This is a genomic window from Caballeronia jiangsuensis, from assembly GCF_046030135.1.
GTDB classification, from domain to species: Bacteria; Pseudomonadota; Gammaproteobacteria; order Burkholderiales; family Burkholderiaceae; genus Caballeronia; species Caballeronia jiangsuensis.
In genome coordinates, this window is record NZ_JAQQDB010000006.1 from 173,958 (window position 1) to 191,296 (window position 17,339).

The 17,339-nt window shown below is 64.0% G+C and carries 14 protein-coding genes; 8 read left to right on the forward strand and 6 right to left on the reverse strand.

What is annotated here, in order from left to right:
• Positions 1-4 precede the first annotated feature (4 nt).
• The gene (locus PQR08_RS08655; RefSeq protein WP_250485978.1) at positions 5-3,229 is read right to left on the reverse strand and encodes an efflux RND transporter permease subunit; all 3,225 of its coding nucleotides are present in this window, start codon (positions 3,227-3,229) and stop codon (positions 5-7) included.
• A 199-nt stretch (positions 3,230-3,428) separates the two neighbouring features.
• The gene (locus PQR08_RS08660; RefSeq protein WP_408161258.1) at positions 3,429-4,256 is read right to left on the reverse strand and encodes a MetQ/NlpA family ABC transporter substrate-binding protein; all 828 of its coding nucleotides are present in this window, start codon (positions 4,254-4,256) and stop codon (positions 3,429-3,431) included.
• A gap of 212 nt (positions 4,257-4,468) precedes the next feature.
• Here PQR08_RS08660 and PQR08_RS08665 point away from each other — a divergent pair, with 212 nt between their 5' ends.
• The 5 genes from PQR08_RS08665 to PQR08_RS08685 all read left to right on the forward strand — a co-directional run bounded on the left by PQR08_RS08665 (position 4,469) and on the right by PQR08_RS08685 (position 9,193).
• Positions 4,469-5,455, forward strand: coding sequence for a sulfonate ABC transporter substrate-binding protein (locus PQR08_RS08665; RefSeq protein ID WP_250485979.1), 987 nt, complete (start codon positions 4,469-4,471; stop codon positions 5,453-5,455).
• Positions 5,456-5,611: 156 nt separating this feature from the next.
• Positions 5,612-6,760 carry an FMNH2-dependent alkanesulfonate monooxygenase gene (gene ssuD, locus PQR08_RS08670; protein ID WP_250485980.1) on the forward strand — a complete coding sequence of 383 codons (1,149 nt, stop codon included), beginning with the start codon at positions 5,612-5,614 and terminating at the stop codon, positions 6,758-6,760.
• The gene (gene ssuC, locus PQR08_RS08675) at positions 6,757-7,539 is read left to right on the forward strand and encodes an aliphatic sulfonate ABC transporter permease SsuC (protein WP_187604464.1); all 783 of its coding nucleotides are present in this window, start codon (positions 6,757-6,759) and stop codon (positions 7,537-7,539) included. Before ssuD ends, ssuC begins: the two co-directional genes overlap by 4 nt.
• Positions 7,536-8,333, forward strand: coding sequence for an ATP-binding cassette domain-containing protein (locus tag PQR08_RS08680; RefSeq protein WP_250485981.1), 798 nt, complete (start codon positions 7,536-7,538; stop codon positions 8,331-8,333). Before ssuC ends, PQR08_RS08680 begins: the two co-directional genes overlap by 4 nt.
• A 101-nt stretch (positions 8,334-8,434) precedes the next feature.
• On the forward strand, positions 8,435-9,193 hold the full coding sequence (locus PQR08_RS08685; RefSeq protein ID WP_250485982.1) for an SDR family NAD(P)-dependent oxidoreductase: 759 nt from the start codon (positions 8,435-8,437) through the stop codon (positions 9,191-9,193).
• A 27-nt stretch (positions 9,194-9,220) separates the two neighbouring features.
• On the opposite strand, the gene PQR08_RS08690 is transcribed toward PQR08_RS08685, so the two are convergent.
• Entirely contained in the window at positions 9,221-9,694 is a 474-nt protein-coding gene (locus tag PQR08_RS08690; RefSeq protein WP_035505088.1) for an Lrp/AsnC family transcriptional regulator, read from the reverse strand.
• A 134-nt stretch (positions 9,695-9,828) separates the two neighbouring features.
• Here PQR08_RS08690 and PQR08_RS08695 point away from each other — a divergent pair, with 134 nt between their 5' ends.
• From PQR08_RS08695 to PQR08_RS08705, 3 genes are all read left to right on the forward strand, one after another.
• On the forward strand, positions 9,829-11,202 hold the full coding sequence (locus PQR08_RS08695) for an amino acid permease (RefSeq protein ID WP_250485983.1): 1,374 nt from the start codon (positions 9,829-9,831) through the stop codon (positions 11,200-11,202).
• 11 nt (positions 11,203-11,213) lie between these two features.
• The gene (locus PQR08_RS08700) at positions 11,214-12,419 is read left to right on the forward strand and encodes an amino acid aminotransferase (RefSeq protein WP_408161259.1); all 1,206 of its coding nucleotides are present in this window, start codon (positions 11,214-11,216) and stop codon (positions 12,417-12,419) included.
• A gap of 67 nt (positions 12,420-12,486) precedes the next feature.
• Positions 12,487-14,061: a class I adenylate-forming enzyme family protein gene (locus PQR08_RS08705; protein WP_408161260.1), complete on the forward strand. Its 1,575-nt coding sequence runs from the start codon at positions 12,487-12,489 to the stop codon at positions 14,059-14,061.
• Here the strand turns inward: PQR08_RS08705 and PQR08_RS08710 are convergent.
• Genes PQR08_RS08710 through PQR08_RS08720 form a run of 3 tightly spaced genes read right to left on the reverse strand, consistent with a single transcriptional unit; the run spans position 14,015 to position 17,272 of the window.
• On the reverse strand, positions 14,015-14,956 hold the full coding sequence (locus tag PQR08_RS08710; RefSeq protein ID WP_250485986.1) for a 3-hydroxyacyl-CoA dehydrogenase NAD-binding domain-containing protein: 942 nt from the start codon (positions 14,954-14,956) through the stop codon (positions 14,015-14,017). The two genes, PQR08_RS08705 and PQR08_RS08710, sit on opposite strands and share 47 nt — an antisense overlap.
• A 2-nt stretch (positions 14,957-14,958) precedes the next feature.
• Positions 14,959-15,879, reverse strand: a complete 921-nt coding sequence (locus PQR08_RS08715) for a beta-keto acid cleavage family enzyme (RefSeq protein ID WP_250485987.1) — start codon at positions 15,877-15,879, stop codon at positions 14,959-14,961.
• 40 nt (positions 15,880-15,919) lie between these two features.
• Entirely contained in the window at positions 15,920-17,272 is a 1,353-nt protein-coding gene (locus tag PQR08_RS08720; RefSeq protein ID WP_250485988.1) for an MFS transporter, read from the reverse strand.
• Positions 17,273-17,339: the final 67 nt, after the last annotated feature.

Below are 17,339 nucleotides of genomic sequence, written 5' to 3' on the forward strand. Positions count from 1 at the left end.
CGCGTTAGTCGAGCAACGCGGGTTCTCGCGCTTTCTCTTCGGCGTGCACACGCGTCACGGGTGACGCAGCCGGAGTCGATCGGTTGCGCCTGTCGCGCAGCGGCTTCGAACCGGACAGCTTGCGCAGGATCACATAGAACACGGGCGTGAGCATCAGGCCGAAGAACGTCACGCCAAGCATGCCGAAGAACACGGCGATGCCCATCGCGCGGCGCATTTCCGAGCCCGCGCCCGTCGACACCACGAGCGGCACGACGCCCATGATGAACGCGATCGACGTCATCAGGATAGGACGCAGGCGCAGCCGCGACGCCTCGATGGCCGCCTGCACGATCGAGCGCCCCTGCATCTCCAGCTCGCGTGCAAACTCGACGATCAGAATCGCGTTCTTCGCGGACAGCCCCACGAGCACCATCAGGCCGATCTGCGTGAAGATGTTGTTGTCGCCGCGCGTGAGCCACACGCCGGCGAGCGCGGACAGAATGCTCATCGGCACGATCAGCAGGATCGCGAGCGGCAGCGTGACGCTCTCGTACATCGCCGCGAGCACGAGGAACACGAGCAGCACGCTGATCGGAAACACCCAGAACGCGGCATTGCCGGTCAGGATCTGCTGATAGGTGAGATCGGTCCATTCGAAGCGGATGCCGCGCGGAAGCGTTTCCTTCGCGATGCGCTCGACCGCCGCCATCGCCTGACCCGACGAGTAGCCGGGCGCCGGACCGCCGTTGATATCGGCGGCGAGAAAGCCGTTGTAACGCACGACCATCTCTGGGCCATACGTCGGCGTGACTTTCACGAGCGACGACAGCGGCACCATCTCGCCGCGCTCGTTGCGTGTCTTCAGTTGCAGGATGCTGTCGGCGTTCGCGCGGAAGGGCGCATCGGCCTGAGCGCGCACCTGATAGACGCGGCCGAACTTGTTGAAGTCGTTCACGTAGAGCGAGCCGAGATAGATCTGCATCGTGTCGAAGACATCGGTAACGGAGACGCCGAGTTGCTTCGCCTTCTCGCGGTCCAGCTCCACATTCAGTTGCGGCACGTTGATCTGGTAACTCGAGAACGCAGGCCCGAGCTCGGGCGCTTTCGCGGCCGCCGCGAGAAAGGCTTGCGTCGCCTTGTTCAACGCTTCGTAGCCGAGCGCGCCGCGATCCTCGATCTGCAGCTTGAATCCGCCGATGGTCCCGAGCCCCTGAACCGGCGGAGGCGGGAACGTGGCGATGGCCGCATCCTTGATCGCGCTGTACTGCGCGTCGAGACCCGCGACGATATCCGCGCCCGTTTCTCCTTTGCCGCGTTCCTTCGAAGGCTTCGCGACCGAAAACACGAGACCGCTGCTCGACGAGTTCATGAGGCCCGTGACGGAAAGCCCCGGAAACTCGGGCGTGTGAATGACGCCGGGTTGCTGGCGCGCCATCCGGCCCATATCGCTCACGACCTTCTCGGTGCGATCGAGCGATGCGCCCGCGGGCAGTTGCATGATGCTGACGAAATAGTCCTTGTCCTGCGCGGGCACGAAGCCTCCGGGCACGATCTTGCCGAAGAGGACCGTGCCGCCGAGCAGCACGGCATAGATCACGCTCATCGCGAGCTTGCGGTTGATGATGCCGCGCACACCGCTGCCATAACGCTCCGAGCCGCGATTGAACACCTGGTTGAAGAGCTTGAAGAACGGTCCGAACACACGATCCATCGCGCGCGTGAGCCAGTCCTTCGGCGCGTGATGATCCTTCAGCAGCAGCGCGGACAACGCGGGCGAGAGCGTGAGCGAATTGAACGCCGATATCACCGTCGAGATGGCGATGGTCATCGCGAACTGCTTGTAGAACTGTCCCGTCAGCCCCGACATGAACGCGAGCGGCACGAACACCGCGACGAGCGTCAAAGCGATCGCGATGATCGGCCCGCTCACTTCGCGCATCGCTTCATACGACGCTTCGAGCGGAGACAGACCGGACGCGATGTTGCGCTCGACATTCTCCACGACCACGATCGCATCATCGACGACAATGCCGATCGCGAGCACCATGCCGAACAGCGACAGCGCGTTGATGGTGAAGCCGAACGCGAGCATCAGCGAGAACGTGCCGACGATCGACACCGGCACGGCAAGCAGCGGAATGAGCGATGCGCGCCATGTCTGCAGAAACACGATCACGACCAGCACGACGAGAATGACCGCTTCGAAGAGCGTATGCACCACGGCGTCGATGCTCTCGCGCACGAACTGCGTCGGGTCATAGACGATCTCGGCCTTCACGCCTTCGGGCATGTCCTTCTGCAGCTCGGCGGTGATCTTGCGAATATCGTCGGAGATTTGCAGCGAGTTCGCGTTGGGCTGCTGGAAGATGATGATCTGCACCGCCTTCTTCCCGTCCATGCCCGCGCGCAGCGCATATTCCGACGCGCCCAGCTCGACGCGCGCGACATCGCCGAGATGCGTGACGGCGCCATCGGGCGAAGTCTTCAGGATGATGCGGCGAAACTCGTCTTCGGATTTCAGACGCCCCTGCGCATTCACGCTCAGTTGCAGCGGAACGTGGGTCGTCATCGGCGCGCCGCCGACGATGCCCGCCGCGACCTGCACGTTCTGCTCGCGGATCGCTTTCACGACATCGGTCGCGGTCATGTTCTGGCGCGCGACTTTCGTCGGGTCGAGCCATACGCGCATCGAGTAATCGCCCGAGCCCCATAGCACGACTTCACCTACGCCGGGCACCTGCGCGAAGCGGTCCTTGATATTGATGAGCGCATAGTTGCGCAGGTAGGTGAGATCGTAACGATCGTTCGGCGATACGAGATTCACGCCCATCGTGAGCGTAGGCGATGACTTCACCGTGGTCACGCCGAGCCGCTGCACGTCTTCGGGAAGACGCGGCAACGCCTGCGACACGCGGTTCTGCACGAGTTGCTGCGCCTTGTCGGGGTCCGTGCCGAGCTTGAAGGTGACGGTCGTCGTCATGTTGCCGTCGCTGTTCGCCTGCGACTGCATGTACAGCATGTTCTCGACGCCGTTGATCTGTTCCTCGATCGGCGATGCAACCGTCTCCGCGATCACCTTCGGATTCGCGCCGGGATACTGCGCGCGCACGACGACCGAAGGCGGCACGACCTCGGGATATTCCGCAGTGGGTAACTTCGTGAGCGCGATGAGTCCCGCGAGCAGAATGACCACCGACAGCACGGCCGCGAAAACCGGCCGGTCGATGAAGAACCGTGAAATGTTCATGATGAGTCTCTTGCCTGATCGGCGAATGCCGCCGCATCGAAATGTCGCAATGAGCGCGAGTATGTCGGCTAGGCGCGGGCGGATAAACGCCCGTCAGGGAGACGCTTTGGAGAACGGCGCGCGACAATCGGTTTGTGCGGCTAACGACTTCAGGCAACGCGGCGGCATTGCGCCGCCGCGTCATCGAGACTTCGGCGATTCAATGCTGGGGCGCGCCCTCCCACGCGGGCAGCGTCGCGCCGCGATACACGCTCAGAATCGACGAAGCGACATTGGTCTGCTGATAGCTTTCGACGAGCGCCTTGACCCACGGCGCCTGCGCATCCTTCGCATTGACCGCGATGAAGTTGCGATACGCATTGCCCGGCACCTGCTCCTGCGCGATGCGTTCCTGCGGAATCTTGATGCCGGCCTTGATCGCCCAGTCGGTGTTGACGACGGCGGCGTCGAGATCGCCGATCGCGCGGCCGACGATGCCCGCATCCAGTTCCTTGATCTGCACGTGCTTCGGGTTGCTGGCGATATCGCGCGCGGTCGGCAGGAGGCCGACGTTCTCGCGCAGCTTGATCACGCCGTTGGCCTGCAACAGCAGAAGCGCGCGCCCTTCGTTGCTCGGGTCGTTCGGCACGCCGATGGCCGCGTTCTGCGGCAGCGCATCGACCGATTTCCATTTGCGCGAATACAGGCCGATCGGCTGCACATAGGTGTAGCCCACGGGCACGATGTCGTAGTGGCGCGCCTGGATTTGCGCATCGAGATAGGGCTTGTGCTGGAACGAGTTGGCGTCGAGGTCGTGCTGCGCGAGCGCTTCGTTCGGCTGCGTGTAGTCGGAGAAGGTCGTGACCTTCACCGTGATGCCATGCTTCGCGGCATTGGCGGCGACCGCGCGCCACACGTCTTCGTCCTCGCCGGACATGATGCCGACCCGCACGGTCTGATTCGCCGCGAACGACGGCTCTGCGCTCACGACGCCGCACGCGAGCAGGATCGAGAACAGAGTGGCTTTGAATGGATGCTTGATCTTCATGATGCACACGCATGCTATTGAGGGAAGCGTGATGCTAGAGGCGCGGCGCGTGCGCGACAAATAACATCGGGCGCTATCGATATGCGTGACGATTGAGATTCGCTGCGAGCGATATCGATATCACGATTTCTCGTTTAGCCGCACAGGCGGGCGTTGATAGCATCCTCGGAGTGGCATCGGTAAAGATGCCTTCGATCAACGAGGAAACCCGCATGTCCGACCGAAAGAACACGCCCTCTCTTCCCGCGCGTCGCCGCACGCTTTTCACGCTCGCCGCGCTCGGTGCGGGGCTGTCGGGCGGACTCGCCGGGCGCATCGCGCAAGCCGCCGACGCGCCGAAGACACTGCGCATCGGCTATCAGAAGTACGGCAACTTCGTCGTGCTCAAGGCGCGCGGATCGCTCGACAAACGCCTGGCAGCACAAGGCATCAGCGTGCAATGGCTCGAATTTCCCGCCGGGCCGCAACTGCTCGAAGGGCTCAACGCGGGCGCGGTGGATATCGGCACGGTCGGTGAAACGCCGCCGATCTTCGCGCAGGCGGCAGGTGTCGATTTCGTCTATATCGGACACGAGCCGCCCGCGCCGCGCGCCGAGGCCATCGTCGTGCCGAAGGACTCGAAGCTCCAGTCGGTCGCGGAATTGCGCGGCAAGAAAGTGGCGCTGAACAGAGGATCGAACGTTCATTTTCTGCTCGTCGAGGCGCTCAGAAAATCGAACCTCGCCTGGTCCGATATCCAGCCCGTCTATCTCGCGCCCGCCGATGCGCGCGCCGCCTTCGTGCAGGGCAGCATCGACGCATGGGCGATCTGGGACCCGTATCTCGCCGCCGCCGAGAAGCAGGCCAGCGCCCGTCAGCTCACCGACGCGAGCGGGCTCGTGCGCAACGTGCAGTACTACCTCGCGACGCGCAAGATCGCCACGGCGCAGCCGCAGCTCGTGCATACGGTGCTCGAAGAACTCGATCAGGTCGATCGCTGGGCGCGCGACAACGTGCCGGCCGTGGCCGCGCAACTGTCGCCGCTCGTCGGGCTCGATACCGACATCCTCGAAATCGCGCTCAGGCGCACGTCGTACGGCGTGCAGCCGATCGAGCCGGCGACGCTCGCGTACCAGCAGCAGATCGCCGATACCTTCACCGGGCTCAAGCTGATTCCGAAGAAACTCGACGTGACCGAGGCGCGCTGGAACGTCGCCTGAGCGCGTTCCGGGCGTTAGCACGATCACGCATATCCTTCGCGCGAATCGATGGTTCGGCTGCGCGCGACGCGTCGTTAGACTCGTCGGAGCGCCGCTGCCATCGTGCGCGGCAAGCACTCATTCAACATACGACGAACAGACGAGGCAGATTCCGCGATGAATGTTTTCTGGTTCATTCCCACTCACGGTGACAGTCGCTATCTCGGCACCTCGCAAGGCGCGCGCGCCGCGAATTACGACTACTTCCGCCAGATCGCGGTCGCCGCCGATACGCTCGGCTATGAAGGCGTGCTCCTGCCCACGGGACGTTCCTGCGAGGACGCATGGGTGGTCGCGTCGAGCCTCATTCCGGCGACGAAGCGCCTGAAGTTTCTCGTCGCGATCCGTCCGGGACTGAGTTCGCCCGGATTGTCGGCGCGCATGGCGTCGACGTTCGACCGGCTCTCGAACGGGCGTCTGCTCATCAATGTCGTGACGGGCGGCGATCCGAACGAGCTCGCCGGCGACGGCGTCTTCCACGATCACGACACGCGCTACGAAATCACCGACGAATTCCTCACCATCTGGCGTGGCCTGCTCGAACAGTCGCACGATAACGGCAGCTTCGATTTCGACGGCAAGCATCTGCAATCGCAGGGCGGCAAGGTGCTGTATCCGCCGGTGCAGAAGCAGCATCCGCCGCTGTGGTTCGGCGGCTCGTCGGCGGCGGCGCATGACATCGCGGCGAAGCACATCGACACGTATCTGACGTGGGGCGAGCCGCCCGAAGACGTCGGGAAGAAACTGGCCGACATCCGCCGCCGCGCCGCCGACGAAGGGCGCTCGATCAAGTTCGGCATTCGTCTGCATGTGATCGTGCGCGAGACCGAAGAGGAAGCATGGGCGGACGCCGACAAGCTCATCAGCAAGCTCGACGACGACACCATTCGCCGCGCGCAGGCGCAGTTCGCGAAGATGGATTCGGAAGGCCAGCGCCGCATGGCCGCGCTGCACGGCGGCAGCCGCGACAAGCTGGAGGTGTATCCGCATCTGTGGGCGGGCGTCGGGCTCGTGCGCGGCGGCGCGGGCACGGCGCTCGTCGGCAATCCGGAGCAGGTCGCCGGCCTCATGAAGCAATATGCGGAACTGGGCATCGATACCTTCATTCTCTCAGGCTATCCGCATCTGGAAGAGTCGTATCGCTTCGCCGAACTGGTGTTTCCGCTGTTGCCGCGCAAGCAGCGCGAGCAGGCGAGCGGGCCGCTGTCGGGGCCGTTCGGCGAAGTCATCGGCACGTCGGAGTTGCCGAAGGTATCGGCATCATGACGCTGAATGCCATCGCTCGCCGCGCGTTGCCGTGGCTTGTGCCGGTGCTGATCCTGATCGCATGGGAAAGCGCCGCGCGCACCGGCGGGCTTTCATCGCGCGTGCTGCCCGAACCGCTCGCGGTGGTGAAGGCGGCGTGGACGCTGATCGAATCCGGCGATCTGTGGGCCAACGTCAAGGTCAGCGCGGGCCGCGCGCTCGCGGGCTTCGCGATGGGCGGCGGCATCGGCTTCGTACTCGGGCTGGCGACGGGTCTTTTCAAGCCCGCCGAGGTCGCGCTCGACTCGACCGTGCAGATGATCCGCAACATCCCCGCACTCGCGATGATTCCGCTCCTGATCCTGTGGTTCGGCATCGGCGAGGAAGCCAAGCTCGTGCTGGTCGCGCTGGGCGTGTTCTTTCCGGTCTACGTCAACACGTATCACGGCATTCGCTCGGTCGATCGCGATCTGATCGAGATGGCGAAGAGCTATGGTCTGTCCGGCTTCGCGTTGTATCGGCATGTGATTTTGCCGGGCGCGTTGCCTTCGATTCTCGTCGGCGTGCGCTTCGCGTTCGGCCTGATGTGGGTGATGCTGATCGTCGCCGAGACGATCTCCGCGCAATCGGGCATCGGCTACATGACGATGAACGCCCGCGAATTCCTGCAAACCGATGTCGTGGTGGTCGGCATCCTGCTCTACGCGCTGCTCGGCAAGTTCGCCGACATGGCCGCGCGCGCGATCGAACGCGCGACGCTGCGCTGGCATCCGGCCTATCAAACGAAGGCGCAATCATGAATCTGATCGATATCGATACGCTTACGCCCGTATTCAGGCGCGCCGAAACGCAACCGCATGCGCGCGCGCCGTTCGCGGGCCGCGATCTCGCCGTCTCGCTGCGCGGCGTCGAGAAGCGCTTCGGCGAGCGCAAGGTGCTGGATCAACTGGATTTCTCGATCGAGCGCGGCAGCTTCGTGTCGATCGTCGGACGAAGCGGCTGCGGCAAGTCGACCTTGCTGCGGCTCGTCGCCGGTCTCGATCAGCCGACGGGCGGCGTCGTGCAGCGCAACGCACCGGCGAGCGCAAGCGAGCTGCAGGTGCGCATCATGTTTCAGGACGCGCGCCTGTTGCCGTGGAAGAGCGTGCTCGACAACGTGATGATCGGGTTGCCGCGCAGCAAGCGCGACGACGCCCGCGCGACGCTCGCCGAAGTGGGCCTCGCCGAGCGCGAGAAGGACTGGCCGTCGCGGCTGTCGGGCGGGCAGCGTCAGCGTGTGGCGCTCGCGCGTGCGCTGGTGCATCGGCCTGATCTGCTGCTGCTCGACGAGCCGCTCGGCGCGCTCGATGCGTTGACGCGCATCGAGATGCAGGGGCTGATCGAGCGGCTGTGGCGCGAACACAAGTTCACCGCGTTGCTCGTCACGCACGACGTGCAGGAAGCGGTGTCGCTCGGCGATCGCATCGTGCTGATCGATGCGGGGCGCATCACGCTCGATACCGCGGTCTCGTTGCAAAGACCGCGCACGCGCACCGCGCCGGGCTTCGCCGAACTCGAAGAGCAAGTGCTTTCGCGCGTGCTTCAACGCGCCTGATCGTGCGGCTGTTCGACTTTTCGCACGGCCCGTGCGGATTGAAGTGGATTATCGATCAGCGCTCCGCTCGCTATTCTGTGGGCTTTGAAGGAGCGTGAGCCATGTCGAAGGAAAAGATCGCGATCGTCACGGGCGGCAGCCGCGGGCTTGGCCGAAACACGGTGCTGAGCCTTGCCGCGCGAGGCATCGACAGCATCTTCACTTATCACAGCAATGAGGCGCAAACCGGGCAGGTCGCGGCGCTCGTCGCCGAAGCGGGCCGCAAGACGCGCGCGCTGCGACTCGATACCGGCGACACGAGCGCCTTCGACGCCTTCGTGAACGATGTGCGCACGACGCTCGCCGACTGGGGCGCCGACCGTTTCGACTTTCTCGTCAATAACGCGGGCACGTCGCATCACAACAGCATCGAGAAGACGACGGAAGCCGAGCTCGATGCGCTCTACAACGTCCACTTCAAGGGCGTGTTCTTCCTCACGCAGAAGCTGCTGCCGCTGATTCGCGACGGCGGTCGCATCGTGAATATGTCCTCGGGCCTGACACGCATCATCGTGCCGGAGAGCGCGCCTTACGGCTCGATGAAAGGCGCGGTCGAAGTGCTGACGAAGTACATGGCGAAGGAACTCGCGCCGCGCCGCATCGCCGTCAACGTGGTCGCGCCGGGTGCGATCCAGACCGATTTCAGCGGCGGCATGGTGCGCGACAATCCCGAGCTGAACAGACGCATCGCCGACATGACGGCGCTCGGCCGCGCGGGCCTGCCCGACGACATCGGACCGATGATCGCGTCGTTGCTGTCCGAGGACAATCGCTGGGTCAATGCGCAACGTATCGAAGTGTCAGGCGGGATGTCGATCTGAACATCGCGCAAGCGAGCGCGGGCCGCGCTATGCGTCCAGCGGCACCGCGCTCACGCACTTAAGCTCGTCGAGACACACGCTCGACTTCACGCCGCTCACGCCGGGAATGCGCATCAGCGTATCGAGCAGAAACTCCGACAGCCCCTTCAGATCCCGCGCAATCACCTTCAGCATGTAATCGATATCGCCGGTCACGGCGAAACATTCCTGTATCTCCGCGAGCTTGGCGACGACGTTCTTGAACTTCGCGAGATCGCGCACGTGGCCGCGTTCCATCGTCACCTGGATGAAGGCCACCACGCCGAAACCGAGCGCCTGCGCATCGAGCCGCGTCTCGTAGCCCTTGATCACACCCAGTTCCTCCAGCCTTCGATGACGCCGCAGCGTCTGCGCGGGCGACAGATTGATCGCTTCCGCCAGTTCGAGATTGGAGATGCGTCCGCGCGACTGCAGAATCCCGAGCAAACGCAGGTCGATACGATCGAACTCGATAGTCTGCAATTTTCTTTCTCCGATGAGCCCAATCATGAAATCCGGACGCGGAAACTAGGGTTTGTCTGCGCGTCTTAGGAAATCATATTGTGCCGTATCAAATTTACACTGATTCCCCTAAATTGAGCACAGGAGAGAGACACGTGGCACATGAGGGACACGGCACGCTCAAGCGCGGCCTGAAGAACCGTCACATTCAGCTGATCGCGCTCGGCGGCGCGATCGGGACCGGGCTCTTTCTCGGCATCGCCCAGACGATCAAGACGGCCGGACCGTCGGTGCTGCTCGGCTATGCGATCGCGGGCATCGTCGCTTTTTTCATCATGCGTCAGCTTGGCGAGATGGTCGTCGATGAACCTGTCGCGGGATCCTTCAGCCACTTCGCGGACAAGTACTGCGGGCAATATGCGGGCTTTCTGTCGGGCTGGAATTACTGGGTGCTCTACATTCTCGTGTCGATGGCCGAGCTATCGGCGGTCGGCATCTACGTGCAGTACTGGTGGCCCGGCATCCCGACGTGGGTGTCCGCGCTCGTGTGCTTCTGCGTGATCAACGCGATCAACCTCACGAGCGTGAAGTCGTATGGCGAGCTGGAGTTCTGGTTCGCGATCGTGAAGGTGGTCGCGATCGTCGGCATGATCGGCTTCGGCGGCTGGCTGCTCGTCTCGGGCGGCGCCGGACCGGAAGCGAGCGTCACGAACCTGTGGCGTCATGGCGGCTTCTTCCCGAACGGCGTCTCGGGTCTCGTGATGGCGATGGCCGTCATCATGTTCTCGTTCGGCGGGCTCGAGCTCGTGGGCATCACCGCCGCCGAAGCGGACGATCCGTCGCACACCATTCCGCGTGCGACCAATCAGGTGATCTACCGCATTCTGATTTTCTACGTGGGCGCGCTCGGCGTGTTGCTCTCGCTGTATCCGTGGCAGAAGGTCGTGACCGGCGGCAGCCCGTTCGTGCTGATCTTCCATGCGATGAACAGCAACTTCGTCGCGCACGTGCTCAATGCGGTGGTGCTCACGGCAGCGTTGTCGGTCTATAACAGCGGCGTGTACTGCAACAGCCGCATGCTCTACGGCCTCGCGCAACAAGGCAACGCGCCGCGCGCGCTGCTCAAGGTGAACAAGCGCGGCATTCCGCTCATCGCGCTCGGCGTCTCCGCCATCGCGACGGCAGCGTGCGTGCTCATCAACTATCTGATGCCGGGCAAGGCGTTCGAGCTGCTGATGGGCCTCGTCGTGTCGGCGCTCATCATCAACTGGGCGATGATCAGCCTCATCCATCTGCAATTCCGCCGCGCAAAGGCGCGTGCCGGTGAGACGACGGTGTTCAGGAGCCTCGGCTATCCGCTCACCAACTATCTGTGCCTCGCGTTCCTCGGCGGCATTCTCGTGGTGATGTGCCTGATTCCCGACCTGCGCATGTCGGTCTATCTGATTCCGGTGTGGCTCGTGGTGCTGGGCGTGGGTTATGCCATTCGCAACCGTCGTCGCGCGAGTGCGGCGTTGTCGCGCGTCTGAAGGAGACAGTCATGTTCGAACACATCGATGCCTATCCCGGCGATCCGATCCTCTCGCTGAACGAAGACTTCGCGAAGGACCCGCGCGAGAGCAAGGTCAATCTCAGCATCGGCATCTATTACGACGACGAAGGCCGTCTGCCCGTGATGCGCGCCGTGCGCGAGGCCGAAGCGCAGTGGCTCGCGCAACCCGCCGCGAAGCCGTATCTGCCGATGTCGGGGCTTGCAGCGTATCGCGACGCCGTGCAGTCGCTCGTCTTCGGCGATGACTCCGTGGCGCGAGCCGAAGGCCGCATCGCAACTGTGCAGACGCTCGGCGGCTCCGGCGCGCTCAAGGTCGGCGCGGACTTCATCAAGCGCTATTTTCCCGGCTCGCAAGTCTGGGTGAGCGATCCGACGTGGGACAACCATCGCTTCATCTTCGAGCGCGCGGGCTTCACGGTCGGCACGTATCCGTACTACGACGAAGCGAGCGGCGGCCTGAAGTTCGACGCGATGCTTTCGGCCATCCGCGATCTGCCCGCCAAAAGCGTCGTCCTGCTGCACGCGTGCTGCCACAACCCGACCGGCGTCGATCTGACCGATGCGCAATGGGTGAAGCTGATCGAAGCGATCAGGCAGCGAGACCTGTTGCCGTTCATCGACATGGCGTATCAGGGATTCGGCGCCGGGCTCGATGCGGACGCGTTCGCGATTCGCGAGCTCGTGCGCCAGAACGTGCCGGCGTTCGTCGCCAATTCGTTCTCGAAGAACTTCTCGCTGTACGGCGAACGTTGCGGCGCGCTGTCGGTGGTTTGCGAGTCGGCGGAATCGGCTCCGCGCGTGCTCGGGCAACTGACGGGCGCCGTGCGCGCGAACTACAGCAACCCGCCGACGCACGGCGCGATGATCGTCGCGCGCGTGCTCACGACGCCGGCGCTGCGGCAATCGTGGGAAGAGGAGCTGGCGTCGATCTGCACGCGCATCGCGCGCATGCGCGGCGAGATTCACGCACGGCTGCGCGGCAACGTGCCCGACGCGATGCTCGCGCGATATCTGGCGCAGCGGGGCATGTTCACCTATACGGGACTTTCCGCCGAACAGGTCGATGCGCTGCGCGAGCGGCACGGCGTCTATCTGATTCGTTCGGGCCGGATGTGTGTCGCGGCGTTGAACGAACGGAATGTGGAAGCGACGGCGAGCGCCATCGGCGAAGTGCTTTCGAAAGAGATCGCGTAGCCGCTCATTTTCACCTCATTCTCCATAAGCACACTGCATCCATCGCTCACAAAGGAGGGATGCAGTCATGGAAACCTGTGAAAAAGCGGCCTATCGGTCCTATGTCGATGTCCTGCTCGACCAACTCGATGCGCACGCCGATCGCGCGGTGCTGCGCTATCTCGACGAGGACGTGACGGGCGGCGCGCTACGCGCGTCGATCTATCGCTACGCGCGGGCGCTCGCGTCGTTCGGCATTACGCGCGGCGCGCTCGTCGCGATCTTCGCGCCGAATTGCCCCGACGCGCTCGCCATCCGTTACGCGACGAACCTGCTCGGCGCGGCGACGATGTTCCTGCCCGCGATCGCATCGGCCGAGCAGCGCGCGGCCTTCGTGACGCGCATGCAACCGGCATTGCTTGTCGCGTACGCGGAGACAAAACATCTTGTGCCCGAGCGCAGCGGCGCGCGTCTCGCTTATGTCGGCACGGGCCCGGCGCGTTCGCGTCTGGACATGCGCGCACGCGTGCAGCACGATGTGCCCGTGCAAAGCCGCGCACGGCGCGATGATCTCGCGGTGGTCGTGTCGTCGGGCGGCTCGACCGGCGCGCCGAAAGCGAGCCGCCGCAGCTTCGCGGTGTATTCGACGATGGTGAGCGCGCCGAGTCCCGAGGACCGCCGTCAGCTCGTCAACGGGGCGCTCGCCTATCTGTCGCAAGTGCTCGTCGACAACACGTTGACGGGCGGCGGCACGGTGGTGCTGAAACCGTCCTACGATCCCGCCGGCACGCTCGCGACGATCGAAGCCGAACGCATCACCGATGTGCTCCTCGTCGAGCCGCAACTCTTCGAAACGATGGATCACCCGGACGTCGATCGGCGTGATCTGTCATCGCTGCGCTCGATCGCGCATATCGGCGGATCGGCGCCCGCGATTCTGCGGCGGCGCGCGATCGCGCGGCTCGGACCCGTGCTCACGCACATGTACGGGGCGAGCGAGGCGGGGCTCGTGAGCGTGCTGACGCCATCGGATTATCTCGCCGATCCCGGTTTGCTGGACACGGCGGGCCGCATCCGTCCGGGCGTCGATGTGCGCCTGCGCCGCGCCGATGGCAGGTTCGCGCGCGAGGGGCAGCACGGCGCCATCGAGGTGAGATCGAGAGCGGTGGCGCAGGGCTATTACCGGCAGCCGATCGAAGCGGCGCAGAAGTTTCGCGACGGCTGGTGCCTGACGGGCGATATCGGCTTCATCGACGAAAACGTGCATCTCCATGTGCTCGGACGCGCCGCCGATGTCGCCGAGATCGATGGCGCGGTCATTGGTCCGGCGCGGATCGAAACGCCGCTGTGCGCGTTGCCCGATGTCCGCTATGCGCGCGCCGTGGCATCGGCGGATGTCGCGCGCGGCTATCTGTGGGATGTCGTCGTCGTGCCGTGGGCGGGTAAGCGTGTCGATATCGCGCGATGCATGCGCACGCTCGAATCGGCGTGCGGCGTGGACGTTGCGAAGGCCGTGCGGATGGCCGCCGTGCAACGCGTGCCGCTCACCGAGCAGGGGAAAGTGAATCGCGCGGCGATCGGGCGGTTATGCAGGGACGCGTCGAATGCGGGCGTCGTCAGCGAGGAGAGGCCGCGCGCTTCGCCTTCAGCAGTGCCAGCATGACGCGATCGCGCTCCGTCTCCATCGACGCCGACGACCGGCCATCGAGCGCCGTCTTCATCTCTTCGACGACTCTGCGCTGAAGTTCCGGCGTCAGTCGCGGCGTGCCGAGGTCATCCCACCAATCCTGCATCGGCGGGCCGAGATGATCGAGCGTATGCGCAATGCCCGCTTCGCCACCCGAGAGATGCAGATTGGCGAACGGTCCCGACACCGCCCATCGCAGGCCGGGACCGTACGCGATGGCATCGTCGATATCCGCGACACTCGCCGCGCCGATCGACACGAGATGAAACGCTTCGCGCCAGAGCGCCGCCTGCAAGCGATTGGCAATGTGGCCCTTCAGCTCCTTTCGCGGATGGATGGGACGCTTGCCGATCGCCGTGTAGAAGGCCATCGCGCGTCCGAGCGATGCCGCCGACGTGACCTCGCCGCCGATCACCTCGACGAGCGGAATCAGATGCGGCGGATTGAACGGATGCCCGAGCACGACACGCTCCGGATGACGGCACGCGCGTTGCATGCGGCTCATCAGGAGACCGGACGTGCTCGATGCGATCACGACATCTTCAGGCAGCGCCGCATCGATTCGCTTTAGCAGATCGAGCTTCAGGTCTTCGCGCTCGGGTCCGTTCTCCTGCACGAACTGCGCGCCGGACAGCGCGCTTTCCAGATCGTCGTGGAACGTGAGATTCGCTATGGAAGCGCCTTGCTCGAGGCCGATCTCTTCGAGCGTCGGCCAATGCCGGGCGACGGCCGTCATCAGCCGCTCGCGCGCGCCGGGTGCAGGGTCTGTCGCCGATACCGCGAGCCCGCGCGCCAGAAAATACGCGGCCCAGCTCGCGCCGATTACGCCCGTGCCGACAACCGCGACGCGTTCGATACCATTCGCCGTCATGTTCAATGCTCCAGGCAGGCAACGCCGGCTTCCGCGCGCAAGGGCTTGAGCCCGATGATCTCGCGCGCCTCGTCGGGCGTGGCCGGTTCGTATCCCATCTCGCGCACGAGTCGCACGAGCCGTTCGACCAGTTGCACGTTCGTCGCCAGTTGGCCGTGCCGGTAGTACAGATTGTCTTCGAGCCCGACGCGCACGTGTCCGCCCAGCAACAGCGAGTTCATCGCGGCGGGCAATTGCGCCGCGCCGATCGCGCTGACATTGAACACGGTATGCGCCGGAAGATGATCGACCATGGTCTGCAACAGACGCGGCGTGTAGGGCAGCGCGCCCTGAAACGCATTCGCGCCGATGACGATGTTGATGAAATGCGGCGCATCGTCGAGGCCTTCGTTGAGCGCGCGCTGCACGTCCTGAACGATATCGGCGAGGCCGAACACTTCCCATTCGGGCTTGATGCCGCGTTCCTTCATCATGCCGGCGATCTGCCGGATGCGCGACGGCGGCGTCGCAACGAGAATCTCCTTGCCTTCGAAGCTCGCGATCACGGTTTGCGCATCGAGCGTGCACATTTCGACGCCATCGCCCTGCATGCCTTTCAGGCGCTCTTCCCACATGATCTCCCACAAGCCGTTGTCCAGCTCGCGGACCATGTCGCCGTTGATGCCGCCGCCCGTGGAGTTGTTCAGGACGATGTCGCACTTGTCGCGGATCAGCCGGTTGATCTCGCTGTAGATCGCGGGATCGCAGGTGGCCTGATCGTCCGGACGGCGCGCATGCACGGCGACGACGCTCGCGCCCGCGTTGTAGCAGCGGTAGGTATCGTCGGCGATTTCGCGCGGCTGCGTCGGCAGATTCGGGTTCATCGTCTTTGTCGCCATGCCGCCAGTGGGCGCCACCGTCACGATGACTTTGGGTTTGCTCATGATCTTTCTCTCCAGATATAGGTTTTGATTCGTGGGCGCTTCAGTTCGCGCCGGGACCGACGCGAAGCGCGCGCTTCGGCAGACCGATCAGCGTGGTCAGGCAACCGGCGAGCACGACCGCGGTCAACGCGAAGAGACCGAGCTGAATGCTGCCCGTCGCACCCTTGATCCAGCCGATCAGCGTCGGGCTGACGAAGCCGCCGAGGATGCCGAGCGAGCTGATCACCGCGATGCCTGCCGCCGCTGCATTGCGGCCGAGGTACGTCGGCGGGATCGACCAGAAGAGCGAGCCGCCGCCGAAAATGAAGAACGATGCGACGCACAGCAGCGTCATCACCATGCTGACGCCCGAACCGGCGAACGACGTCGATGCCAGCGCGATCACCCCGATGGCGAGCGTGCCGCCCACATGCCAGCGACGTTCACCGAAACGATCCGAACTGCGGCTGATAATGAGCACGCCGAGTGCGCCGAAGAAATACGGCACGGCGGTGAACCAGCCGATCGTCGACAGACTGGCGATGCCGATGCCCTTGATCATCGTCGGCAGCCAGAAGGTCAGCGTGTAGACGGCGCATGCGCAGCAGAAGTAGATGAAGGCGAGCACGTAGGTCATCGGATCGGCCAGTGCTGCGAGCAGCTTGCCGTGGCCGCCGTGTGCGGCCTCATCCTTGTGATCGGCGCTCATGGCCGCGCGCACCGATTCCTTCTCGGCATCGTCGAGCCACGACGCTTCGGCGGGCTTGTTCGGCAACATGCGATACAGCAGGAAGCCCATCAGCACGGTCGGCAGTCCTTCGACGATGAAGAGCCATTGCCAGCCGTGCATGCCGCCAAGTCCTTCCATGCCACTCATGATCGTGCCGGACAACGGGCCGCCGAGCACGCCGGTGATCGGCATGCCGAAGAGAAAGAGTCCCGTCACGCGGCCGCGTCGCTGGCTCGGATACCAGTACGTGAGATACAGGATGATGCCGGGAAAGAAGCCTGCCTCGAAGATGCCGAGCATCAGGCGGATCGCATAGAACTGCCACGGCGCCGAGACGAACGCGGTGGCCGCCGAGGTGAGGCCCCAGAGCACCATGATTCGAAGAAACGTCAGCCGCGCGCCGATCTTTTCGAGCAGCAGGTTGCTGGGCACTTCGAACAGCAGATAAGTGACGAAGAAGATGCCCGCGCCGAGACCGTAGACGGCATCGGAGAACGCGAGATCCTGCTTCATCTGCAGTTGCGCATAACCGATGTTGATGCGGTCGAGAAACGCGAACACGTAAGCGATCAGCACGAGCGGCATGACACGCAGACTGATCTTGCGAAAGACGGCGTCTTCTTCCGAGCGGCCGATTGAACTCTCGATAACCGCCGCGCCGGTCAGCGAACGAATGCGATTCATTGCGTGTCTCCCTGTCTTGTATGACACGCATTATTTCGACATCCGTTTATGGCAACTGTCGATCGGG